Here is a 23281-nt window from a genome sequence, read left to right as displayed (position 1 = left end):
TGGAATGGTCAACCATCTGAAACAAATGCCCGGCCGCGCCAACGCTGCGACGAGCCGGCGACGGAACACTCATCAAAGGAGAATAGCATGATCCGCAAAGCGCTCTGGCTTTCGGCAACCTCGGCATTTCTGGCTTTTTCCACCCCCGGCGCTCATGCCGAGGATCGCGTCGTCAACGTCTTCAACTGGTCGGACTATATCGACAGCTCCATCATCGACGACTTCACCAAGGAGACCGGCATCAAGGTTGTCTATGACACCTTCGATTCCAACGAAATCCTGGAAACGAAACTGCTTGCCGGCGGCAGCGGCTACGATGTCGTCGTACCCAGCGGAAATTTCCTTGCGCGCCAGATCCAGGCGGGTGTGTTCCAGAAGCTCGACAAGTCGAAACTGCCCAACATTTCCAACATGTGGGACACCGTTCTGGAGCGAACCGCCAAATACGACCCCGGCAACGAATACTCGATCAACTACATGTGGGGCACGGTTGGTATCGGCTACAACCTCAAGAAGGTGCAGGCAGCACTTGGCACTGACAAGATCGATAGCTGGGATGTGTTCTTCAATCCGGAAAGTCTGGCCAAGTTGAAGGACTGCGGTGTCTATGTGCTCGACTCGCCGGCCGACATCATACCGGCGACGCTGAAATATCTCGGTCTCGACCCGAACAGCACGTCACTCGACGATATCTCCAAGGCCGAAGAAACTCTGCTGAAGATCCGGCCCTACATCCGCAAATTCCATTCGTCCGAGTACATCAATGCCTTGGCCAATGGCGATATTTGCCTGGCGGTCGGCTGGTCGGGCGACGTGTTCCAGGCGCGCAACCGCGCAGTCGAGGCCAAGCAGGGCGTTGAAATCGGCTACGCAGTGCCGAAGGAAGGGGCGCAGATGTGGTTCGACCAGATGGCTATACCGGCCGACGCACCGCATGTGGCGGAGGCGCTCGAATTCCTCAACTACATGATGAAGCCGGAAGTGATCGCCAAATCGTCGAACTATGTGCTGTATGCCAACGGCAACAAGGCGTCGCAGCAGTTCATAGACAAGGCGATCCTTGACGATCCGGCGATCTATCCGGACGCTGCGACCTTGGAAAAACTCTATACCGTCTCGCCCTACGATCCCAAGACCCAGCGCCTCATCACGCGCAGTTGGACCAAGATCGTCACCGGACAGTAAGCGAGATTGACAGACCCCGGCAGGTTCTGCCGGGGTCAGGTATTTGGGGACTAGAATTTCGGGGCAACCAGCAGGACGGAGAGGGACATGAAATCGCTTGGCAGCATCCGCAGGGATTTCGCGCCATGGAATGATCCGAACGCCAAGCCATACATTCAATTCGACAATGTCACCAAGAAGTTCGGTGATTTCACCGCCGTCAACAATTTGACGCTGACCATATTCGAGCGCGAGTTCTTCGCGCTGCTCGGCGCATCGGGCTGCGGAAAGTCGACGCTTCTCCGGATGCTGGCCGGCTTCGAGGAACCGACCGCCGGTCGCATCCTGCTCGATGGCCAGGATTTGCGCGGCATCCCGCCCTATCGTCGTCCCGTCAACATGATGTTCCAGTCCTATGCGTTGTTCCCGCATATGACGGTCGAGAACAACATCGCCTTCGGCCTCAAGCAGGACGGCATGCCGAAGCCCGAGATCGCGGCGCGCGTCGCCGAAATGTTGAAGCTGGTCAAGCTGGAGCAGTTCGCCAAGCGCAAGCCTCACCAGCTGTCCGGCGGCCAGCGCCAACGCGTCGCGCTCGCTCGCTCGGTCGCCAAGCGGCCCAAGGTTCTGTTGCTCGATGAACCGCTTGGCGCGCTGGACAAGAAGCTGCGCGAGGAAACGCAGTTCGAGTTGATGGACCTGCAGCAGAATCTCGGCCTCACCTTCGTCGTCGTCACCCACGACCAGGAAGAGGCGATGACCATGGCCGACCGCATCGCCATCATCGACAAGGGCGAGGTGATGCAGGTGGCGACGCCGGCGGAAGTCTACGAGGCGCCGGGCTCTCGCTTCGTCGCCGGTTTCGTCGGCAATGTGAACATGTTCGAAGGCAAGATCGCGCGCGGCGCGGCGGGCGCCGCCAGCATCGATGCCGGCAATGGCATCACCATCCGCACCGAGAATGCCGGCGATGCCGCCGCTGGCGCTGCCGTCACCTTCGCCATCAGGCCGGAGAAGATCAAAATATCGTCCAAGAAGCCTGCAGATGCCGTCAATGCGATCGAGGGCGAGGTCTATGACATCGCCTATCTCGGCGACATGACCGTCTACCACGTCAGGCTGGATGACGGTCAGGTCGTGCGGGCCAGCACCATGAATGCCGCACGCCTCACCGAGGATCCACTGAGCTGGAACGATCGTGCCTGGGTTTCTTTCCGGCCCGACGCCGGCGTCGTGCTGACGCGGTAGGGGGCGGTCATGTCGAATGCCGCTGTCACCGTAACAACCCCGGCCATCGATGCGGACAAGTCCGCTCTGGCCAGGCTGAGCGCCGCTTTCGTAAGCCGTCTGGTCATCATCATCCCCTATGTCTGGCTGCTGTTCTTCTTCCTCATTCCGTTCATCATCGTCTTCAAGATCTCGCTGTCGCAGACGGCGATCGCCATACCGCCCTACACGCCGGTGCTGGATTTCAGCGGCGGCATTTCCGGTTTTTTCGCCCAGCTGAAACAGCTCAGTATCGACAACTACACCTGGCTGACTGAGGACGCGCTTTACTTCAACGCCTATGTGACAAGCGTCATCGTCGCCGCAATCTCGACGGTCCTGACCCTGATCGTCGGCTATCCGATCGCCTATGGCATGGCGCGTGCGCCGGCGACCATCCGCCCAACCCTGCTGATGCTGGTGATCCTGCCGTTCTGGACCTCGTTCCTGATCCGGGTCTACGCTTGGATCGGCATCCTCAAGCCCGAGGGGCTGCTCAACCAGTTGCTGCTCGCCACCGGCGTCATCAGCCAGCCGCTGATCATCCTCAACACCTACACGGCGATCTTCATCGGCATTGTCTATTCCTATCTGCCGTTCATGGTGCTGCCGCTCTATTCGTCCCTGGAAAAGATGGATTATTCGCTGATCGAGGCGGCCAAGGATCTCGGCTGCCCGCCGACCGCCGCCTTCTGGAAAATCACCTTTCCGCTGTCGCTGCCCGGCGTCATCGCCGGCTGCCTTCTGGTGTTCATTCCCGCCGTCGGCGAATTCGTCATTCCCGACCTGCTCGGCGGGTCGCAAACGCTGATGATCGGCAAGACGTTGTGGAACGAGTTCTTCGCCAACCGTGACTGGCCGGTGTCGTCGGCCGTCGCCGTCATCTTGCTGCTGCTCTTGATCGTGCCGATCATGCTCTTCCAGCGAGCCCAGGCCCGCGCCCAGGAGCAGGACAGATGAACACGACTTGGAGCCGCTTCAACATCACCTCGATCGTGCTGGGCTTTGCCTTTCTCTATCTGCCGATCGTCCTGCTCATCGTCTTCTCCTTCAACGAGTCCAAGCTGGTCACCGTCTGGGGCGGCTTCTCGACCAAATGGTATGTCTCGCTGTTTCACAACCAGGGTCTGATGGACGCCACCTGGGTCACGGCTCGCGTCGGCGTCATCTCGGCCACCGTGGCGACCGTGCTTGGCACGCTGGCGGCACTCACCTTGACGCGGTACACGCGCTTCAAGGGCCGGATACTGTTTTCCGGCATGGTGTTTGCGCCGCTGGTCATGCCGGAAGTGATCACCGGCCTGTCGCTGCTGCTGCTCTTCGTCGCCGTCGGTCTCGACCGCGGCTTTCTCACCGTAACACTTGCCCACATCACACTGACCATGTGTTTCGTCGCCGTCGTGGTGCAGTCGCGCCTGGTCACGCTCGATCGTTCGCTGGAAGAAGCAGCGATGGATCTTGGCGCGCCACCGGTGAAGACCTTCTTCCAGATCACGCTGCCCGTCATCATGCCGGCGATCGTGTCCGGCTGGATGCTGGCCTTCACATTGTCGCTCGACGATCTGGTCATCGCCAGCTTCACCTCCGGGCCCGGCGCCACCACGCTGCCGATGAAGATCTACAGCCAGGTTCGCCTCGGTGTGACGCCGGAGATCAACGCCGCCTGCACCATCCTGATCGCCGTAGTCGCGATCGGCGTCATCATCGCTTCGCTCGCCAACAAGCGCCGCGAGGTCCAGCGCCAGCGCGACGAGCAGGCTGCGCAGCGGGGCTGATGGGCGCGGGGTAGGCAAGTCTGAGAGGGTAGCTGCCTACTCGCCTGAAACGCCCCGGCTGACCGGCGAAATGAACGGCGTGCTCCACGTGCCGCCGACGAAGAACGAAGACTGGTTGGGACCCTGCTCATTCGTCTGCGTCGCTGCCTGTTCCGGCTGGATGACGCCGCCCGACAGCGCCAGCCCGCGTCCGGCATAGGACGCGATACCGGAAAGCCAGATCTTGTATTTCGCCGAATTGGCCTCGGCCTTGTCGAGCCTCGCCACGCCCTTGGAAATGCTCGCCTTGAGTTCGGCTCCGTCGATCGGCAGCGTTCCGTTCGCGACGTCGTCGAGGGCGAAGAATCCGCCTTGTTCAGCGTGTTTGAGAAAGGCCGGCAGGTTGAGCCCGCTCAGTGCACCCGGTCCGAACGTCGCCGAGACCGAGCCGTCGGCGTTTTCGAAGATGGAGTTCCAGGATTTGCCTGGCCCCTTGAGGATGACAGAGACGGTCCCGGTGCTGGCCGGCACAAGCCGTGTCATGCCCGCCGCGGTTCCGAAAGCGGCGCCATCGATGTCGGAGGCGAGAAGCCGGATCTCGACCTGCGTACCTTCCGGCTTGCGGTCGAAACGAAGACTGCTCTGGATGTTGCCGCCAAAAGCCGACGCATCCGAAATATCGAAGACCGCAAGGCCGTTCTTGACCTGCGCGGCGGCGGCGACGTCGGCAAGCTGGATGGCACCTGCGGTGGCATGCGCTGCCGACACTCTGAGATCGAGATTGATACGGTCGGCGAAGCTGCTGTCGATTTCGCCGGGGCCGGTTTCGCCGGCGGGCGCGAGCGGCGTGAAGGCTGACAGAAACGACCTGAGGTCGAGCGTATCGAAGGCAAGCGTGCCGGAGATCACCGGCAGCGCTTCACCAAAGGAGAGGTCCAGCGCCCCCATTCCCGGATTGTTGTCCAGTGCCACCGCGGTGTTCTCGAATTTTATCCGGCCCGTCGTCGCCGTGACCTTGCTGGAAACGGAGACGGAGCCGATCGCCGCACCGAGTGCGATGCCGGCCTGCGACCATTCGAGCACGCGCCTCAGCGAAGGGGCGGCAAATTTCGCCTGGCCGTCGAAATAAGCATTTTCGGACATGCTGGCCATGCCGTCGAACGAGAAGGTGGCCGGTGCTGCCTTGAAGGAAAGCGAGATCGGCGCAGCACCCCCGGCAAACAGCACCAGCGGGTTCGGGGAGGCGGCGTCCACGGCGACGCTTTCGCCGCGCCAGATTCCGGTCGCCGATAGCGTCGCATTGCTGTTCATCGCCGCCCAGTTCGCCTGGCCGGTCAGGCTGCTCAGGATCTCGTCGTCCTTGCCGCCGACGGAGGCGATCACGCGTCCGTCCCTGAACTCCACGATGCCGAACGGATCCGCCGGCAGCTTGCTCAGATCCGGCTTGGCGGGATCGGCGTTGACCACGCCGCGAGCGGTGTCGATCGAGCGCGTGATGCGTCCGCCGGACGGTATGGCAGGCAGGAACAGGCCGTTTGCGATGCGCTGAACCCTGATCGTCGGCCGCACCAGCCGCGCCGTCGAAAACGCCACGTCGCCGCGCAGCGCCGCCATGGCGGAAAGGTCGACCTCGACCCGCTCGGCCTCGATCACCGGCGGCGCGTCGGTCTCCGTCCATTGCGAAAGCGTCACGTCGGTCAGGATGGCCCGGAACTTCGGCCACACCTCGATGCGCGGCGCGCCGTCGATGGTGACCCTGAAACCGCTCCACGCACTCATCTCCCAGGCGATGCGGTCGCGCACGATACGGGTCGAGGCAATGAGCGGCAGGGCGGCGACGACCAGCGCGATGACGAGCACGGCAACGCCGATCGCCCATACTCCGCGCCGGATCAAAGGTGATGGCATATCGCCCCGTATGCTTCCATTCCAACAAAAATCGCCCAACGGGTGTAACCCAAGGCTTAGGCATTTCAAGTCTTTATGGCCCGGCGATGGCATTTGCGCACATGCTGCGCGGTCGACCGAACAAAATCTTGCTCTGCTGCGCCGCGATATGCATAAGCGAGGGTGCCCAATGCATGTCGCCCAAAAGCCTGCCCCGAGAGGTGCGCGGCGTTTTTGGGACAGCGACCGGCATGAAGCAGAGTTTAAAGCGCGTCGTTAGGAATCCCTTCAAACGCGACGCGCTTTAAGAGGAACGATCATGGCTGCCGAAGTACCACTCTGGACCCCGACACAAGACCAGATTGACGCCGCGCCGCTGACCGCCTTCATAAAAGCAGCCGCCGCGAACGCCGGCACATCTTTCGCCTCCTATGCCGAACTTCACCGCTGGTCGATCGACGATCGCGAGGCGTTCTGGGCTCTGGTCTGGGAGTTCTGCGGCATCGTCGGTGACAGGGGCGAGCCCGTGCTGGTCGACGGCGATCTGATGCCTGGTGCCGCCTTCTTTCCCGACGCCACGCTGAACTTCGCCGAGAACCTCTTGAAGAAGACAGGCTCGAGCGACGCAATTGTGTTTCGCGGCGAGGACAAGATCGAGCGTCGACTGTCGTGGAATGAGTTGCATGGGCTGACCTCGCGCCTGCAGCAGCTTTTCCTCTCGCTCGGCGTGAAAAAGGGCGACCGAATCGCCGCGATGATGTCCAACATGCCGGAGGCCGTTGCCGCGATGCTGGCCGCCGCCTCGATCGGCGCCGTCTGGTCGTCCTGTTCTCCCGACTTCGGCGAGCAGGGGGTTCTCGACCGTTTTGGCCAGATCGAGCCGGTCGTCTTCATCGCGCCGGACGGCTATTGGTACAATGGCAAGGCGATCGAAGTCGCCGACAAGATCGCTTCCGTGGCGGCAAAGCTGCCTTCCGTACGCAAGATCCTGATCGTCGACTATCTCGGCACCTCGGCCGATGTGGCAGTGACCATCGACAAGGCCGCGGCTCTGGAAGAGGCGCTGTCGCCCTTCGCTGCCAAGCCTGTCACCTTTGAGCGGCTGCCGTTTTCGCATCCGCTCTACATCCTGTTTTCTTCCGGCACGACCGGCATCCCCAAATGCATCGTCCATTCGGCCGGCGGAACGCTGATCCAGCATGTCAAGGAACAGCGGCTCCATGCCGGCCTGCTCGACGGCGACCGCTTCTTCTATTTCACCACCTGCGGCTGGATGATGTGGAACTGGCTGGTCTCGGGCCTGGCGTCCGGCGCCACCTTGCTGCTCTATGACGGCTCGCCCTTCTACCCCGACGGCAATGTTCTGTTCGACTTCGCCGATGCCGAGAAGATGACCTATTTCGGCACTTCGGCGAAGTTCATCGATTCCGTGCGCAAGGCCGGCCTGGAGCCGATCCGCACCCATGATCTTGCCACCGTGCGGACGATCTCATCCACCGGCTCGCCGCTGTCGCCGGAGGATTTCCGCTTCGTCTATGACGGCATCAAGCAGGACGTGCATCTGGCCTCGATCTCCGGCGGCACCGACATCGTCTCCTGCTTCGTGCTTGGCGTTCCGACAGAACCGGTATGGACCGGCGAGATCCAGGGAGCGGGCCTCGGCCTTGCTGTCGATGTCTGGGACGATGACGGCAAGCCGGTCCGGCAGGAGAAGGGCGAACTCGTCTGTACCAGGGCGTTTCCGGCGATGCCGATCGGCTTCTGGAACGACCCTGAAGGCAAGAAGTACAAGGCAGCCTATTTCGAACGTTTCGACAATGTCTGGTGCCACGGCGACTTCGCCGAATGGACCGCCCATGGCGGCATGATCATCCACGGCCGCTCCGACGCGACACTCAATCCGGGCGGTGTGCGGATCGGAACGGCGGAGATCTACAACCAGGTCGAACAGATGCCGGAAATCCTCGAGGCGCTGTGCATCGGCCAGGATTTCGACAATGACGTTCGCGTCGTGCTGTTCGTGCGGCTGGCCGCTGGTATCGCGCTCGATGCCGATCTGGAAAAACGCATCCGAACGAAAATCCGCACCGGGGCAAGCCCCCGCCACGTGCCGGCGAAGATCGTCGCCGTCGCCGACATTCCACGCACCAAATCGGGCAAGATCACCGAGCTTGCGGTGCGTGACATGGTGCATGGCCGCACCATCAAGAACAAGGAGGCGCTCGCCAATCCCGAAGCGCTCGAACTGTTCCGCAACCTGCCGCAGCTTGCCGACTAATGCATGCCGCCCAAAAGTGTGTAGCGGTTTTGGGATAACGGCATGAATGCCTAAATGGCCTTCGGCATGGTTAACGAAATATGTCGGTGGAATTTACCTAGATTTCACGAGTGGTACACTTTCGTAAATTTTTCGCCACGCCGGTAAGGAGTTGTTAAGGGCCGGCGTCGATAGTCGCACGTAACTTGAGGGAGAAATCCCGTTCCTCGAAGTCCCTGAGGATCTGCATTCGCTCAAGCCCCGTTGTGACAGCAATCCATCACTTAAGGCGTCCTTTTGGACGCCTTTTCTTTTCTCGTGGCCATTGTTCAGGATCGCAGATCCGCGCAGCAAGAAGCTGGAGCCGACTTTCGGAAGCGGGCGCTCTTTAATCGGCGAGCACACGGGTCGACGGAAAGCCGACTTCGACCAGAGTTCCTTCGCCGGGCGTCGACGTGATGGTGAACCGGGCCCGGTTTGCCTCGACCATCGCCTTGGTCAGCGGCAGTCCGAGACCCGTACCGTCACCGCGCCCACGCTTCAGTGCATTGATCTGCTTGAACGGCTTAAGCGCCTGCTCGATCTCGGCCTGGCTCATGCCGATGCCGGTGTCGCGCACGCGCATGACGACATCGCCGGAGGGTTCATAGGCGGTCGAGACGATCACCTGGCCACCGGCTTGCGTGTAGCGGATGGCGTTCGACAGGATGTTGAGGGCAATCTGGCGCACGCTGCGCAGATCGGCCACCACTTCCGGCAGCCGCGAGGCGAAGCTGGAACGGATGATGACACGCTCGCGATTGGCCTGCGGCTGCATCATCGCCACCGTTTCGCCCAGCGTGTCATTGAGCGACACAGCCTCGTAATCCATCTCCTGCTGGCCGGCTTCGATTTTCGAGATGTCGAGCAGGTCGTTGACCAGGTCGAGCACATGGTTGCCCGACCGGTTGATGTCGCGCAGATAGTCGCGATAGCGGTCGTTGGCCACCGGCCCGAATTTCTCGTCCACCATCAGCTCGGAAAAGCCGATGATGGCGTTCAGCGGCGTGCGGATTTCATGGCTGATGCGCGCGAGAAAATCGGTCTTCTGCGAAGAGGCGCGTTCGGCCACCGCGCGCGCCTGCGTCAAATCCTCTTCGGCCCGCTTCCACTGCGTGATGTCGCGCACCACGGCGCAAAATCCGCTGTCATTGGGCAGCCTGCCGATGGTCATGAACAATGGAATGAAGCGTCCTTGCGACTCGCGTCCGATCACTTCGCGGCCGTCATTGAGCACGCTCGCCACGCCAGGCTCGGAAAGTCCGTTGAGATAGTCGCGCGCCGCGCGCTGGCTTTCTATGGCAAACAGCGAGGCGAAGGGCTTGCCTGTCACCTCGTCGCTGTCGAAACCGAACAGCGCTTCCGCCGGTCGGCTGATCGAACGGATCGCTCCGTCGCGGCCGATCAGCACGACGCCGTCGGTGGCAGTGTCGATGATGGTGCGCATTTCGGCAATGCGGCTCTTGAGCTCCGGAATGTCCGGTTGGGTCGGCTCGTCGGCAGCGCTATGTAGAGCCGCAGCCGGTGCCTCGTCCTCGCCGGAGCGGCGCACGACCAGCATCAGTGCCTTGCCGCCGCGCCACGGAACCGAGCGCAGGATGGCCTCGATCGGGAACTCCTGCCCGTCACGCGTCTTCAGCTTCAGCGCGCGGTCGGCTCCGTCGGAGCCTCCCTCATCGGAATAAGGATCGGCAAACAGCGCGCCGAGGCCACCGGCATCGCTCAGGTCCTCAAGCGTGTCATAGTCGGTCAGGCTGAGGAATTCCTCATTCGCATAATGAAGCTCGTCGCCGGAATGGATCAGCAAGGGGACCGGCAGCTTGCCGAGGATCGAGGTATCAGGGGCTTTGGTTTCGTCTCCGGCCGAAAATGCCGATGGCACGAACCCTTCAACTTTGAGCGGCGGCACTTTGAGGCGCGGCCGCTCGACAGGAGCCGTCTCCGTTCCGCCGACGCCGTCATCGGCGGGCAAGACAGCCTCGATGTCGGGCCGCACCCAATCCTCGCTGTCTTCGGCGTCGCGGAAATCGGCCGATGTCATGCTGTCGTCGTCTGCGTTTGCACCGGCTGCAACGGGCGTCTCGGCAGCGATAGGCGGCACGCCGGCATCGGCGGCCTCTTGTGCTGCCGCCTCAGTTGGTTCGGAAACCGTCGCCTCGTCGCTGCCGTCGGCGACATCGGTTGGTTCCTGATTGGCATAATCGAGCAAGGAGCCCGAGACTGCCGGCCCGGTGGGTTGGTCGGCGACGCTTTCGCGAGCGGATTCGTCCGGCTGCTCGCCGTCGAGCCGCGCGAGATCCTTCTCGTCTTCCGCATCGCTTTCCAGCGGCTCAGCAGAAACCGCTTCGCTCTCGGGACCGGTTGCCGGCATTTCGCCCGCCGGAACGGCTTCGTTCAATGCCGGCTCGTCAGCCTTCCCGGTTGCTTCGGCTCCTGCCTGGGCAGTCGGTTCCGCCTGCTTTTCGGCATCGGATTGTTCAGCCAACGGCTGCTCGGCCGTGCTGTCTTTCTTGAGCCGCTCGCCGATCTCGCGGAATGCGCTGCGCTCGAGTGTCGACAGGCCCCTCTCATTTGCCGGCTGCTTGTCATTGGCCGGCTGCCGATGCTCGGCCAGCCGGATCACCTTGTCGGCGAAGCGCCGCTCCTGCTTCGGCACGATGGTTAGCGCCGGCACCTCGCCCTTGAACGGGTCAGCCGCCTTGGGCGCTTCCGTCACGGTCTCATCGACTGCTGGCTCCGCTGTCGCGGGTACCTCGCCATTGGGGACAAGCGCCATGCCGATCGCTTCGGAATCGACCACCGCATCGCTGGCGCGGGCAACGCCGAAACCGCGAAAGCCCTCGAAGGCGCGACTGCGGCCGTAGACGGGCAGTGCCGCCAGATCGACAGGAATTTTCAGGTCGGTACCGGCTACCGGCCACTGCACCGAGCGCCCGGACCAGGTGTCGCGTCGTTCGAGCAGGCCGGCGATCTCGCCCGAGGGGTCGAGGCCGAAGGCCGCCGCGACGTCCTTGAAGCGGCGGCCGATCACGTCGGCGGCCGGCTTGCCGACGATGTCGGCAAATTCCGGCGACAGGGAACTGAATTTGCCGTCGGCGTCGGTGCGCCAGACGAAACGCAGCGGGGGCGCCGAACGGTCGATCGCCGGGGTGGAGCCGCGTTTGGCCGGCGAAGCGGTCGGGATGCGGTCTTGGCTCAGCCCATCGGTCGAAACTTCCGTCCCGGCCGGCTCTCTGGCCTCCGCGTTATTCTGCTGGCTCGGCTGTTGCGCATCATCCTCGCCGGCATTGAAGTACCAGTGATCGTGTTGGGCCGGCGTTCCAACTGCAGGCCGATCGCTGTCGGCTGCTTGCGGAGTTTGCATGGTCGTATCGGCAGCGTCGGCCGGCACGTCGTTGTCTTCAACAGTTTTTGCGGCAGCCGGTTGATCAGTGGTTGGGGCAGCAGTCGTCGGCTCGTTGTCCTGTTGCGTCTCCGGCTGGTCAGCGGCATCGGCCGCCGCCAATGCCGCGGTAACGCCTTCGACCTCGCCGACACGCTCCACAGGACTTTCGTCAAGCTGGTCTTCGTCGATCACCACCAGCAGGTGCCGTGTGTCGGTCAGCTGGGCAAGACCGGCTGGATAGGAAGCGGTGCCGCCCGGGACGAGGCGCTTGACGATGCGGTCGTTCTCGGCGGCCACGTCGGCGACAAGTGCGGCCAGCGTCTGCGGCAAGATACCGAGCGCCGCAAAACCATCCGAAGCGGCTTCTACGACGCCCGCAGCGTCGACAAAGGCGATGAAATGCCCGTCTTCGGTAAAGCCGCTGATGGCGCGCCTGGCAATCTCGTCTGCACTGCGTGAGCCGGTCTGCGCCGCCGGCACCGCCAGCATGATCGCATTGTCACCATCCGGCATCGTCACCGCGCTGGCCAGGAAGCCGACGGCGCGGCTGGTCAAGCCGGTCGCCAGCCTGACCGTGATGGCACGATCGCTGCCAATCTCCGGAAAACCGCTGGTCGCCATGATCTGGCGCCTGGCGATCAGCGGCAGCTGCGCCGAGGCGCCGATGATGGCCTCGATGTCCGGATAGCCGAACACCGCCGCTCCTGGTCCGTTGGCCCAGATCACCTGTTCGAGGTCTGCGGACAGGATGGCGATCGCGTCGCCGGCGGCAAAGCGCTGGCGGACCGAGTCGAGCACGGCGACGTCGAGGAAGGAGTAGTTTTCGGACGGCATGCGCTTGGCGAACCCTTACAGAGCGGGCAAATTGCAGTTAACGCTTTGTTAATAAAAGCCGGCGGGGCGAAGGTCCACAAGCCATAACGTGCAGCGGTCGGAATCTGGGCGCTTGGTTAACGCCTGAAAGAATTTATGGTGCACTGCAACAAAGATATTGCAATGCACAAAAAAACCTATATATTGCCATCATACATGAACGAGACGGCTTTCTGTCAAAGCCGCCGCCACTGAAAAGGATGGAAAATGTCCAGGACCAAAACTGACACGATCGAAAACGTTGAATTCCCGAGCTTTGACGCTTCCAAGGCCACCGACCAGATCCGCGCTTTCGCCGAAAAGGGCGTTGAGCAGTCGAAGGAAGCCTATGCCAAGATGAAGACCGGCGCCGAGGAGACCCAGAAGGCTCTGGAGTCCACCTTTGAAACCGCCAAGACCGTTTCCAGCGACCTGTCGCTGAAGACCATCGCCGCTTTCCGCGCCAATGCCGAAGCCGGCTTCTCGCATCTCGAAGCTCTGATCGGCGCCAAGTCGCTGTCGGAAGTCGTCGAGCTGCAGACCGCATTCCTGCGCAAGCGCGTCGAGACGACCGTCGAGCAGGCCAAGGACTTCCAGACCGTCGCTTCCAAGGCGGCCGAGGACGTCTCCAAGCCGATCAAGACCGCCTTCGAGAAGGCCATGAAGGAAATCAAGGTCGCCTGACATTGCGCATGATCTGAGGATGCAACAAAACGTCGCATTTTATCAGACAAATAGATGTGCAATAAGTTGACCAACTGAATACCCGGCGAGTGGAACCTCCTCCCTCTGCTCTCCGGGGTGACCAGCCAGCACCTCCTCCCGCTGGCTCGTAACAGGAAAAGGCCGGCACCTCCTCCCGCCGGCCTTTTTCTTTGTCCGGCGAAAGTTGAAGCCGAAGTGGGAAGCGGCCTTTTGCTCCAGCGCCGCGCGTCCTCTTGGACGTGCAAAGGACGCTGTATGACTCTTGCATCTGCGCGTGATCCTTTCCGAAAATCGGAACCGATTTTCGGAGCCATGCTCGGCCAAAAGCCTTGAATTAAACTCCGATAGCCCGTATGGACGCATCGCCGAACGACAGAGCGGATCCCGGAGAATGAACTTTTCACCTCGATCCCCCTCAGGCAAACGTGCCGTTGTAGCTCAGATGGTTAGAGCGCCGGATTGTGGATCCGGAGGTCGCTGGTTCGATCCCAGCCAACGGTACCATCGGTTTTCTCACTAAGTAATTGAATTTATTATAGAGTTTTCCGCCGCTGGTGATCGCCCTTGCGACCATTTTCCATTTTGTGTTACCTATTGTGTTACCTATTGTGATACAAATGGTGTTTTAGAAACGTGGGAAGACGACGCGAAGAGCATAATCCTGACCGCTTTCTGCAACTGAGGGGCGATCATTTCCATTACTATCGCCGGGTGCCCAGAGAGGTCAGGGACCTCGACGAGCGTGGCGTGTTCGTGCGCCGCGCCCTCGATACCACCGACCGCATAAAGGCGCGTACCGCCAGAGATCTCCACGAGGCTGCCGACAATGCGTTGTGGGCTTCGTTGATGTTGGGTGAAAGTCCACAGGCGGCGCGTGTCCGATACCGCCAAGCCGTCAAGCGCGCCGAGTCTCTGGGATTCGTCTATCGGCCGCTCGCCGAGATCTTGGTCGCCGAGCCCCTCGATACGATCCTGCAGCGCGTAGAGAGCACGATAGGCGAGCCTGCCAAATCACCATCTGTCGACGCGGTTGGCGGCGCGGTCGCCCGCCCTGACGACAAGATATCGGAAGCGCTGAAGCTATACTTCAACGAGATTGCCCGCGACGAAATCCGCACAAAAAGTCCTGACCAGAAGAAGCGCTGGAAGGCAAAGCGCGAAATGAGCGTCGATGTCTTCATCGGCCTGGTCGCAGACAAGCCAATGAGCGAGATCACGCGCGACGACGCGCGAGCGGTACATAAATATTGGCTGGACCGTGTTGCGCCCGACAAAGGGCGACCGGACCGTTCAGCGTCGACGGGCAACCGAAACATAGGCAACCTTCGAACCCTCTACGCCGACTACTTTCGCCATCTCGGTTTCCCCGAACAGAAGAACCCGTTCGCCGATCTGTCATTCACCGACAAATCGAAGCGCAGTCGGCCGCCGTTTCCGACCGACTGGATTCGCGACAAGATATTTGCGCCTGGCGCGCTTGCGGCGCTCAATGAGGAGGCGCGGGGAATCGTGCTTGCCTTCGCTGAGACAGGCGCCCGACCAAGCGAACTCGCGAACCTGCATGCCGGTGTCATCCATGTTGACCACGAGGTGCCGCACATTTCAGTCGAGCCGCGCGACGATCCCGACGATCCACGAGAGATCAAGACCGCCTCGTCGTTGCGCAAGGTGCCGTTGGTCGGCGTGGCGCTTGAGGTGTTCAAAAAGCATCCCAGAGGCTTCCCGCGGTACAAGGATCGCGAGGCGTCGCTGTCAGCCCTGCTCAACAAGCACTTCAAGAGCCACAACTTGTTCCCGACCGATAATCACACCGTCTATTCCCTGCGCCATTCATTCGAAGACCGCATGAAGAACGGTAGGCTGGACGAGGAGCTCCGGCGCATGCTGATGGGCCACACGATCGACCGTCCGAAATACGGCGAGGGCGGCGACATGAAGATGTGGCAAGAGGAACTTATGAAGATCGTTCTGCCGTTCGATCCAGCGATCGTTTGACACGCTGGCGCACTGCGGCGAGGCGTTCCTCCTTCGCTCGATGATCCTGCAGGGCGCGTTCCAAAAGCTCGTATAGCGGGAGCCATGCCTCTCCATGGTCGCCTCTCGCCACGATAATCTCGGCGACGCGGTCGAGCGCTCGCTCAATCCGCTGCGCAGTCATTGGTCGAAGCGTGGGGGAATATCGCCTCACGGCTTCGCCTTTCTGCAGGGCCAAGAATGTAGCATGCCCTATGCGTAGGCGGACTTCCCTGGTGCAGTGAAGGGCCTGCGTTCGGCTCGGGCTTTAATCGGCGGCTGCGGCGTGCAAATGGGAAAGGCTCTCTGCCCGGCGGGGGTTAGTAGCGGGAGAGCGCTACATCGCGAGACCCACTATCGAAGAGGCGTTCTTCTGCTATCTGACGCGCGTAGCTTAGGCGAAAATTTCCAAATTTGGGGACAGAGTTAGCCTTGCCCTCCGAAGGCAGAGATCACAGGTTTGAATCCTGTCGGGCTCGCCAGTTTCAACATAGATATCAAATGGTTAGTCCAAGACGATTTTGGCATCCTTGCTCGTTTTGCGCGCAAGCACCACGGAAGCACAAGAGAACGTGCCAATTTCGACGCACCCTTCTGTGGAAAAAGTGCCATTGAGTTCTGCCTGAGGATGATGGGGTGACCGATGGCCGCCCTTTTTTGGGACGGATAGGATGCTTCGGCTCATGAGGCCGGGGCGCTTAACGATGGTAGCGAGGCGATACGGATAGCGATGGCTGAACTCCGCTACCGCTCGAAGTCGAGTGAGGAGCAACACGCGCTGGACATCAAAATCTGGGCGAATGCCTGCCGGACTTCCCGCTGTGGGCGATCCAGAGCGCAGCCGACCGGTGGAGCCGCGTTGCCCGTGATGGCGATGACCTCGGGCACTTCCTGTCCGACGTGAGACTGGCGATCGGCACTCCGTGCTGGACCACCAGCGGCTATTGGTCAGCCTGTCCGTTTGAGATCCTGATGGCGCGCCCGCGCAGCAATGAGCAGCATGGTCTCGTCATTCATACCGCTCTGGAAAAGGCGGACAAGATCGGCTGCAAGCCTTTCGGCTTCCGGCGAGCCGGGCACCACCTGGCATTCCTGGCACACCTGGATGAAAATCCTTTTCAGGGCTTCCAGGTCGGACGGATATAGGGCGGGGTCAATGTTCATGCGGTCAATCATGTCTGTGCCTCCCAATGCCAGCAATGATCAAGGGTCGAAAAATACCCCTGCCAGTGAAGCCTGTCATCTAAATTTGCTCTGACAGTGGCCCTGTTTTGAGCCGTCGACGGCGTGAAGCTGGCTGCCGAATGCCAACTGCTTTATGCAAAGCGGTCAAACAGCTTTTGGTGACCTGTGGAACGAAATCTTTGGCGGACTTCTTACAGCGCCTTTCCGAAGCTGCCTTGCCCGCACTGCGCGACGGGCCGCCTTAACCTGATGAAGGATAGCCTGCAAATCTTGGAAACCGGATATTCCAAGAAGGAGCAGGATGACCCCGAATGGGAGTTGCATTGGCTAACCGAACGCTTCATCGGCTTCTTGGAGCCGAAGCCGGTGATACAAGTCGCGTTGACGTGCGCAGCGCCGTAATGATCGAATAGCGCGTAGGACAGGATAGCAGCCCTTCGGCGGACATGCGGGAGCATCAAGTCAGCAGCTTCGATGCCATGCTCTTGAATCGCGATGAAAGCGGGTCGTTTGCCTGTAAATGGCTGGCCGCCTTGCGCATCGCTTCCAACATCGGCTTGGACGTATCGTCTTCGCGCTCACTCCGCATCACCACAAAGCAGCCTCCATCGTTTCCGCCCCCGCCAGATACATGGATGTTGGGACCGAATGCTGCACAACATGCTCTGTACAAAGCCTTCTGATCTTGAGAGGAGCGTTAGCCAGAAATTCGGCGCAAGGTCGACGCTCCAGCTTGAAGTCTGGGCCATCGGCGATCGAAGGAGCGCCGTCCTGTAGAATGGACGCGCTGGCTCGGACAAGATGCGCTTGATGAGCAGTGTTCGACGGCAATCGGGAGTTTAGCGAAACTATCAACACCTCCTGCCGCTTTAGATTCGCATAAGCAGTTTGAGCCGGCTCGATGAACCCCATGAAGCGGTAAAAATCTTTGCGATGGATCTGTCATCCGGCATCAGCGGAGAGACTCTTGCACTCGACCTCTGCAGCAAAGTTCCCACGGCTGTATGGTAAATCGAACCTGGCTTTGCCTTCCATATCAGCGAACTGGACATCGTAGCCGCTGTCCATAAGGCGCTGAGCCAGATCAAGCTCCAGATACAAGGACGCGAAGCCGGTCTCGGCCTTTATGGCGTCTCGGAGCCTACCTTCCAGAACCAGTTTACCTTTTGGCGATAGCTGCGAGTGAACCTCTACGGTGATGGCAGCGAAATTTAGCGCCGTCAGGATTAACTCATCAGCAAGCTCTGGCAGAAGCCGACCTTCCTTCGCGAGCACATCAGCCTGGTAGCTTATCGCCATCTCCAGCCAATGGTAGTCAGCCACGATCTTCCAGCGAAAAGGCGACTTCCGTTGATCAAAATCGAGCTGGTCAGCGCGTTTAAACCACCGCTCGCGGCCGACCAGCCCAACGAAACGGTCGATGTATCCCGCGAGCTCGTCCAGCGCAGATGGCAATCTTAAGAGCATGGTGGCCAGTACTCCCGTCATCGTCCGATCTCGCTGCCGTGCTTGCGAGAAATTCGGAATCGGAACAATTCGCGCGCCCTGTGTGGCCGAAATCGATTCGCGAAATCCTACCAAGCTATTCAGGTGGCCCGATTTCGTGAGCCTCGCCTTCCAAAATAATCATTCAAGGTGAGAAGCTTACTCCGGCCAGGCCGCCGTCGGAGTGACATTGCGCCGGTCGACCATGACATGACGACGCTTGGGCGCTCCAGGATCGGTCATCTGGTCCCGCCGCACCGCAGAGTGACCCGACAATACACGAAGCCCCGCCGCAAGGCGGGGCTTCGCCATGTTCAGGTCAGGCGCAGCCTAGGCCTCTTTCAGATGCAGCAGGTTACGCTTTGGCCCGCGCCTTGCGCGCGTTCTTCACCGGCGACTTGATTGCAGCCGCAGTTGTTCTCGCTGCCGCCACACGCACGACCGGTTTCCGTTTTTCTGCCGCGGCAGACGTGTGCGCTGGCGCTTTGCGCCCGAGTCCAATTGATTTCGCCAGAACCGACCGGGTCGCCGCATAGTTCGGCGCCACCATCGGATAGTCGGCCGGCAGATTCCACTTCTGGCGATACTGGTCGGGGGTCAGGTTAAAGTGCTTAAGATGTCGCTTGAGCGATTTGAATTTCTTTCCGTCTTCCAGACAGATGAGGAAGTCGGGCGTCACCGATTTCTTGATCGAAACTGCCGGCTCCTGCTTGACCACCGGCTCTACAGCTGGCGTGCCGATGCCATTCAGGGCGGCATGGATGTCGCCGATCAGTTTCGGCAACTCGCCAACCGGTAGTGGATTGTTCGATACATAGGCGGCGACAATGTCAGCCGTTATCGACACGGTATCCAGTGCATTGTCTTGTTCGAGAACAGTGGTCATATAATTTCCTTCTTTTGGAACGGATGAATTGAGCGACGTTTGATTTTTCTGGCCTGCCCACGACGCAAATAGTACGTTTCTTCGGAAAATCCACGTCTCTTGCGCAACAAGACAGGAGTAAGTTTCGCGTCTGTCGTCCCATCGGCTGAGGTGTCCTTGCCGATCTCATCTAAAGCGAGGAGCTTCCCTCGCTTTTCCGCTCGTTCCAGCTGTGCAGAGCAATGCCGCTGGCTCTGGCTATAGGGTTTCTATCAACGCGCAGTGTGCATGATCGCATCTGTGGGGCGTGGGAGGTTTCAAGGGGAACACGTTCTGGCATTTGAAATTTGCTCATAAGGCAGCGCCTGCTTTGACGAGCTTCGCCAACTCAAGCCTTGCGCCCTTCATCATCAGGATCAAGGCCCCGCGAGAGAAGATTGTCGCCGGTCGCAAGGAAGATCGCGAAAGCCTCCTTGTGCAAGCGCTTGACTGCGCCGTCGGCGCTGGCGCACCGGCGGAAGTCTGCTGTTCGGGCTTCGTGCCGACCGCTGCTTGCGCCAACTGTGGCTACGTTCGCCGTCCCATCTGCTCCTCACGCCGTTCACCATCGAACGCCTGCCTTCCTTTCGCGGCCCACAGGTCGCGCGCATGCTCACCTTCATCGCTCTGCAGCTTGGCGGCGATCCAGAGGAGCGCTCCGTAGATCGTAGCGCGATCGTCGTTGGTCAGATCAACGATGCCTGCCTTGACCACGAGCCCGCCGAGCTCGATCAGATGTCGGGTGCGCCGGCGTCGCTCGACCTGCCAGGTGCGCATGTCATTGCGAGCCAGAACCGCCTGCCGGCGATTGTGTGCTGCCCGGTTGCGCTGGAGCGTTGCGAAGGTTGCGCTGAGACGCCGGAGCAGTTCGCCGGGGCCTGCTTTCGAAAAACATCACTCCACGCTTGGCCCATGCTTCACGCTTTGAGGTGTCTTTGGTTTCAGTGATTGCGAGCAGCGCGCCTGCCAGTTCGTCGGTGCTGAGCTGATCGGCGCCGGTGGCGATCACCAGCTCGCCAAGTTGCTGCACCTTTCGCGTTTTGAGCTCGCGGGCCCTGTCTTCCAGCGCCTTCAGTTCGGCGTCGAAGTCACGTGGTTTTCGCATTGCTATCTCCATTGATTGTTGATGCGGCAATGATAGGCGAGAGCTTGCCGGAAGGCTTGAGGGTTGCCGAGACAGCCCGGGACGGGCTGGTCCATCCCGAGATTTTTTCGAGGGATGGCGCGCTTATACGTCGTGCCGACGTGCGGTTTGACGTGCAAATGATTTGGTCGCGATGGCGATCTATCATCTTCACGTCAAGGTCATTGGCCGCCAGGCGGGCTCAAGCGCAGTCGCGTCAGCCGCCTACCGCTCGGCTTCGCGGTTACGCGACGAGCGCATCGAACGCAGCCATGATTTTTCGGCCAAGCGCGGTGTCGTCCATTCCGAGGTGATGCTGCCGGAGAACGCACCCGAAGCCTGGAGCGACCGCGAACGGCTGTGGAACGATGTCGAGGCGTTCGAGGTACGCAAGGATGCGCAGCTTGCCCGCGAGGTGGAGTTTGCGCTGCCGCGTGAACTCAGCCAGGCGCAAGGCATCGAACTGGCGCGCGACTTCGTTCAGGCCGAGTTTGTCAGCAAGGGCATGGTCGCTGATCTTAATGTGCACTGGGACAGGGCAGAGGATGGCAGTCCCAAGCCGCATGCTCATGTCATGCTGACCATGCGGTCCGTGGACGAGAATGGTTTTGGTGCCAAGGTTCGAGACTGGAATGCTACCCAGCTGGTCGAGCGCTGGCGCGAGCGATGGGCGGAGCTGGCCAATGAGCGTCTGGCCGAACTCGATATCGACGCCCGCATCGATCATCGCAGTCTGGAAGCGCAGGGCATTGCCCTGGAGCCGCAAACCCAGATTGGTGCGCCAGCCCAGCGCATCGACGGCAGTGGCCTAGACGCTGGTGACGTTGAAGCAGATCGCGCCGAACTGCATCGCGAGATCGCGCGCAACAATGGTGCGCGCATCATTGCCGATCCATCCGTGGCGCTGGATGCCATCACCCATCAACAATCGACCTTCACCCGAAAAGACATCGCGAAGTTCTCGCATCGACACAGCGACGGAATGGAGCAGTTCAACGCGGTCGTGGCAGCCATCAGCAATGCACCCGATCTGGTCGAACTCGGCAAGGACGGACGCGGCGAAGATCGCTTCACCACCCGGCAGATGATCAAAACCGAACAGCGCCTTCACCGCGCGGCGGAGCGTATCGATTTGGACCAGCGCCACGCGGTGAGTGACGCACATCGCGAGGCAGCACTGGCGCGGGCTGCGCAACACGGGCTTATCCTTTCAGGCGAGCAGACCGATGCGCTTGCGCACATCACCGATGGTCGCGGTCTCGGTGTCATCGTCGGCTTTGCCGGAACGGGCAAGAGCGCCATGCTGGGCGTTGCGCGCCAGGCATGGGCAGCGGCGGGTTATGAGGTTCGAGGCGCGGCACTGTCCGGCATTGCCGCCGAGAATCTGGAGGACGGTTCAGGCATCCCTTCGAGCACCATCGCCAGTATGGAGCACAGGTGGGGCCAAGGCAGGGATCTGCTCACCACGCGCGATGTCCTGGTGATCGATGAGGCCGGCATGGTCGGCACGCGCCAGTTGGAGCGCGTGCTCTCCCATGCGGCGGACGCTGGCGCAAAGATCGTCCTCGTCGGCGATCCGCAGCAGTTGCAGGCAATCGAAGCCGGCGCTGCATTCCGCTCTATCCACGAGCGACATGGCGGCGTCGAAATCGGTCAGGTGCGTCGGCAGCGCGAGGACTGGCAGCGAGATGCAACGCGCGACCTGGCAGCCGGCAGAATCGGCGCCGCGATCAGCGCCTATGACGCGCAAGGCATGGTGCATCAGGCTGCAACGCGCAATGAGGCGCGCAGCAATCTCGTCGCGCGCTGGGATCGCGACAGGCAGGCGCATCCAGAGGCAAGCCGGATCATCCTCACCCACACAAACGACGAGGTGCGCGCCCTGAACCTGGCCGCGCGTGAGCGCATGCGCGCTGCCGGCGATCTCGGAGATGATGTTCAGATAAGCGTCGAACGCGGTGCAAGGTCCTTCGCCAGCGGCGACCGCGTCATGTTCCTGCGCAACGAGCGCGGGCTCGGCGTCAAGAACGGTACGCTTGGCATCGTGGAGGGGCTCAGCACACAGAGCATGACCGTGCGCACCGATGACGGCCGTTCGGTCCGCTTCGACCTGAAAGACTATGCCCACATTGACCACGGCTATGCCGCGACCATTCACAAGGCGCAGGGCATGACAGTCGACCGCACCCATGTGCTCGCCACGCCGGGCATGGATGCGCATGGCAGCTACGTCGCACTGTCGCGGCATCGAGACAGAATGAACCTGCATTACGGCAGCGATGACTTCAGTACGCGGGAGCGGCTGGACCGCGCGCTGTCACGGGACCGCGCCAAGGACATGGCGTCGGATTACGAGCAGATCAACCCGGCGCAGACCTATGCCGAGCGGCGCGGCATCGCGTTCCGCGAGCGCCTGGTCGAGATCGTGCGTCGGATCGTTCCGGAGAAGCTGCGCGACAGGATCGGCGGACTGCTGGACGGGTTGCGCTCGCCCGGAGACGGTGAGCCCATGCAGGAAGGTGGACTTGGGCCGGGAAGGGAGAGTGTTGGAGCGCAGATCGGAGAGGGCGCTGCCACGCCGGAAAGGGAGAAGCCAGGGCCGGATGCACAGCGCAACACGGAAGCACCGCTGGATCCGGAAGCTGCGTTGCGCGGCGCTCGTACCAAGGCGCTTGTGCGTCACGCGCGCGCGCTCGACGCGATCCTCAGTACTGGAAATGTGGACGGGCAGGGCAGTCCCGAGCAGATGCGCGAATTGAGGGATGCCCGTAGCGCTTTCGAGAAGGTTCGGCCTCATGGCTGGCGCGATGCAGAAGCGGCCTATGTGAAGAATCCCGAACTTGTCCGCGAGGCGGAGGCCGGCCGCGTCAGCCGCATCGTGCTTGCTCTCCAACTTGAGACGGAAATCCGCACTGGGATGGACATCGATCCCGGCCGCCGCGCCGACCGGTTTGTGGAGCGCTGGCAGAAGCTCCACCGGACCAGCCAGGACCAATACCAAGCCGGCGACATGTCGGGCTACAAGTCAACGCGCTCGGCCATGTCCGATATGGCTAGGAGCCTTGAACGCGATCCGCAGCTTGAATCCATGCTTGCCAATCATAAGAAGGCGCTTGGCATTCAGGTCGAATCCGGCCGGCGTCTGGGTGTGGAACTCGCGTTTAGCCACGGCATTGGCAGCGGCCGTGGCATAGGAATCTAAACCCTCCGATTTGCCGCCGTTCCCACGCCTCAGATCGACGCGATGACAAATCTCATTGCG

The 23281-nt window shown here is 61.1% G+C and carries 15 protein-coding genes, 2 tRNA genes and 1 pseudogene; 11 read left to right on the top strand and 7 right to left on the bottom strand.

The genetic code is table 11. The features are described 5' to 3' along the window. Positions 1 to 87 precede the first annotated feature (87 nt). From LHFGNBLO_RS33185 to LHFGNBLO_RS33170, 4 genes are all read left to right on the top strand, one after another. On the top strand, positions 88 to 1185 hold the full coding sequence (locus LHFGNBLO_RS33185; RefSeq protein ID WP_258604363.1) for a polyamine ABC transporter substrate-binding protein: 1098 nt from the start codon (positions 88 to 90) through the stop codon (positions 1183 to 1185). Between the two features lie 87 nt (positions 1186 to 1272). Beyond that, positions 1273 to 2412 carry an ABC transporter ATP-binding protein gene (locus LHFGNBLO_RS33180; protein ID WP_258604362.1) on the top strand — a complete coding sequence of 380 codons (1140 nt, stop codon included), beginning with the start codon at positions 1273 to 1275 and terminating at the stop codon, positions 2410 to 2412. Positions 2413 to 2421: 9 nt separating this feature from the next. Next, positions 2422 to 3390 (top strand): ABC transporter permease subunit, encoded by a 969-nt coding sequence (locus tag LHFGNBLO_RS33175; protein ID WP_258604361.1) that lies wholly within the window; start codon positions 2422 to 2424, stop codon positions 3388 to 3390. Continuing rightward, the gene (locus LHFGNBLO_RS33170; protein WP_258604360.1) at positions 3387 to 4205 is read left to right on the top strand and encodes an ABC transporter permease subunit; all 819 of its coding nucleotides are present in this window, start codon (positions 3387 to 3389) and stop codon (positions 4203 to 4205) included. Before LHFGNBLO_RS33175 ends, LHFGNBLO_RS33170 begins: the two co-directional genes overlap by 4 nt. Positions 4206 to 4241: 36 nt before the next feature. On the opposite strand, the gene LHFGNBLO_RS33165 is transcribed toward LHFGNBLO_RS33170, so the two are convergent. Continuing rightward, positions 4242 to 6092, bottom strand: a complete 1851-nt coding sequence (locus LHFGNBLO_RS33165; RefSeq protein ID WP_258604359.1) for an AsmA family protein — start codon at positions 6090 to 6092, stop codon at positions 4242 to 4244. A 298-nt stretch (positions 6093 to 6390) separates the two neighbouring features. On the opposite strand from LHFGNBLO_RS33165, the gene LHFGNBLO_RS33160 reads away from it, so the two are divergent. Beyond that, complete coding sequence (locus tag LHFGNBLO_RS33160) at positions 6391 to 8349, top strand: acetoacetate--CoA ligase (protein ID WP_258604355.1); 1959 nt, start codon at positions 6391 to 6393, stop codon at positions 8347 to 8349. A gap of 367 nt (positions 8350 to 8716) precedes the next feature. On the opposite strand, the gene LHFGNBLO_RS33155 is transcribed toward LHFGNBLO_RS33160, so the two are convergent. Further along, complete coding sequence (locus tag LHFGNBLO_RS33155; RefSeq protein ID WP_258604354.1) at positions 8717 to 12586, bottom strand: PAS domain S-box protein; 3870 nt, start codon at positions 12584 to 12586, stop codon at positions 8717 to 8719. A gap of 246 nt (positions 12587 to 12832) precedes the next feature. Here LHFGNBLO_RS33155 and LHFGNBLO_RS33150 point away from each other — a divergent pair, with 246 nt between their 5' ends. The 4 genes from LHFGNBLO_RS33150 (at position 12833) to LHFGNBLO_RS33135 (ending at position 15804) form a co-directional block, all read left to right on the top strand. Continuing rightward, complete coding sequence (locus LHFGNBLO_RS33150; RefSeq protein ID WP_258604353.1) at positions 12833 to 13288, top strand: phasin; 456 nt, start codon at positions 12833 to 12835, stop codon at positions 13286 to 13288. A 448-nt stretch (positions 13289 to 13736) separates the two neighbouring features. Further along, positions 13737 to 13813: transfer RNA gene (locus LHFGNBLO_RS33145), tRNA-His, on the top strand. A gap of 129 nt (positions 13814 to 13942) precedes the next feature. Then, entirely contained in the window at positions 13943 to 15304 is a 1362-nt protein-coding gene (locus LHFGNBLO_RS33140) for an integrase (RefSeq protein ID WP_258604351.1), read from the top strand. 400 nt (positions 15305 to 15704) lie between these two features. Beyond that, positions 15705 to 15804 (top strand) — tRNA-Arg (locus tag LHFGNBLO_RS33135). 466 nt (positions 15805 to 16270) lie between these two features. On the opposite strand, the gene LHFGNBLO_RS33130 is transcribed toward LHFGNBLO_RS33135, so the two are convergent. The 3 genes from LHFGNBLO_RS33130 to LHFGNBLO_RS33120 all read right to left on the bottom strand — a co-directional run bounded on the left by LHFGNBLO_RS33130 (position 16271) and on the right by LHFGNBLO_RS33120 (position 18878). Beyond that, entirely contained in the window at positions 16271 to 16498 is a 228-nt protein-coding gene (locus LHFGNBLO_RS33130) for a hypothetical protein (RefSeq protein ID WP_258604350.1), read from the bottom strand. Positions 16499 to 17449: 951 nt separating this feature from the next. Next, on the bottom strand, positions 17450 to 17995 hold the full coding sequence (locus LHFGNBLO_RS33125; protein ID WP_258604349.1) for a hypothetical protein: 546 nt from the start codon (positions 17993 to 17995) through the stop codon (positions 17450 to 17452). A 352-nt stretch (positions 17996 to 18347) separates the two neighbouring features. Continuing rightward, positions 18348 to 18878, bottom strand: a complete 531-nt coding sequence (locus LHFGNBLO_RS33120) for a MucR family transcriptional regulator (RefSeq protein ID WP_258604348.1) — start codon at positions 18876 to 18878, stop codon at positions 18348 to 18350. Between the two features lie 246 nt (positions 18879 to 19124). Here LHFGNBLO_RS33120 and LHFGNBLO_RS33745 point away from each other — a divergent pair. After that, positions 19125 to 19332: pseudogene (locus LHFGNBLO_RS33745) on the top strand (DUF932 domain-containing protein); the annotation flags it as partial. A 92-nt stretch (positions 19333 to 19424) separates the two neighbouring features. Here the strand turns inward: LHFGNBLO_RS33745 and LHFGNBLO_RS33110 are convergent. After that, positions 19425 to 19673 carry a conjugal transfer protein TraD gene (locus tag LHFGNBLO_RS33110; RefSeq protein WP_258604347.1) on the bottom strand — a complete coding sequence of 83 codons (249 nt, stop codon included), beginning with the start codon at positions 19671 to 19673 and terminating at the stop codon, positions 19425 to 19427. Between the two features lies 1 nt (position 19674). Continuing rightward, complete coding sequence (locus LHFGNBLO_RS33105) at positions 19675 to 20001, bottom strand: conjugal transfer protein TraD (RefSeq protein WP_258604346.1); 327 nt, start codon at positions 19999 to 20001, stop codon at positions 19675 to 19677. 172 nt (positions 20002 to 20173) lie between these two features. Between LHFGNBLO_RS33105 and traA the strand changes: the two genes are divergently transcribed. Next, positions 20174 to 23221 (top strand): Ti-type conjugative transfer relaxase TraA, encoded by a 3048-nt coding sequence (gene traA / locus LHFGNBLO_RS33100; protein ID WP_258604345.1) that lies wholly within the window; start codon positions 20174 to 20176, stop codon positions 23219 to 23221. The last annotated feature ends 60 nt before the right edge of the window (positions 23222 to 23281 follow it).

Source organism: Mesorhizobium sp. AR10 (assembly GCF_024746795.1).
Lineage (GTDB): Bacteria > Pseudomonadota > Alphaproteobacteria > Rhizobiales > Rhizobiaceae > Mesorhizobium.
The sequence above is the reverse complement of the archived record's forward strand: the minus strand, read 5'-3'. Positions and strand labels throughout refer to the sequence as shown.

Bases quoted from the DNA above. Each gene is read 5' to 3' on its own strand.
- LHFGNBLO_RS33185 (WP_258604363.1), top strand. From the start codon at position 88: ATGATCCGCAAAGCGCTCTGGCTTTCGGCAACCTCGGCATTTCTGGCT.
- LHFGNBLO_RS33180 (WP_258604362.1), top strand. From the start codon at position 1,273: ATGAAATCGCTTGGCAGCATCCGCAGGGATTTCGCGCCATGGAATGAT.
- LHFGNBLO_RS33175 (WP_258604361.1), top strand. From the start codon at position 2,422: ATGTCGAATGCCGCTGTCACCGTAACAACCCCGGCCATCGATGCGGAC.
- LHFGNBLO_RS33170 (WP_258604360.1), top strand. From the start codon at position 3,387: ATGAACACGACTTGGAGCCGCTTCAACATCACCTCGATCGTGCTGGGC.
- LHFGNBLO_RS33165 (WP_258604359.1), bottom strand. From the start codon at position 6,092: ATGCCATCACCTTTGATCCGGCGCGGAGTATGGGCGATCGGCGTTGCC.
- LHFGNBLO_RS33160 (WP_258604355.1), top strand. From the start codon at position 6,391: ATGGCTGCCGAAGTACCACTCTGGACCCCGACACAAGACCAGATTGAC.
- LHFGNBLO_RS33155 (WP_258604354.1), bottom strand. From the start codon at position 12,586: ATGCCGTCCGAAAACTACTCCTTCCTCGACGTCGCCGTGCTCGACTCG.
- LHFGNBLO_RS33150 (WP_258604353.1), top strand. From the start codon at position 12,833: ATGTCCAGGACCAAAACTGACACGATCGAAAACGTTGAATTCCCGAGC.
- LHFGNBLO_RS33130 (WP_258604350.1), bottom strand. From the start codon at position 16,498: ATGATTGACCGCATGAACATTGACCCCGCCCTATATCCGTCCGACCTG.
- LHFGNBLO_RS33125 (WP_258604349.1), bottom strand. From the start codon at position 17,995: ATGACGGGAGTACTGGCCACCATGCTCTTAAGATTGCCATCTGCGCTG.
- LHFGNBLO_RS33120 (WP_258604348.1), bottom strand. From the start codon at position 18,878: ATGACCACTGTTCTCGAACAAGACAATGCACTGGATACCGTGTCGATA.
- LHFGNBLO_RS33110 (WP_258604347.1), bottom strand. From the start codon at position 19,673: ATGCGCACCTGGCAGGTCGAGCGACGCCGGCGCACCCGACATCTGATC.
- LHFGNBLO_RS33105 (WP_258604346.1), bottom strand. From the start codon at position 20,001: ATGCGAAAACCACGTGACTTCGACGCCGAACTGAAGGCGCTGGAAGAC.
- traA (WP_258604345.1), top strand. From the start codon at position 20,174: ATGGCGATCTATCATCTTCACGTCAAGGTCATTGGCCGCCAGGCGGGC.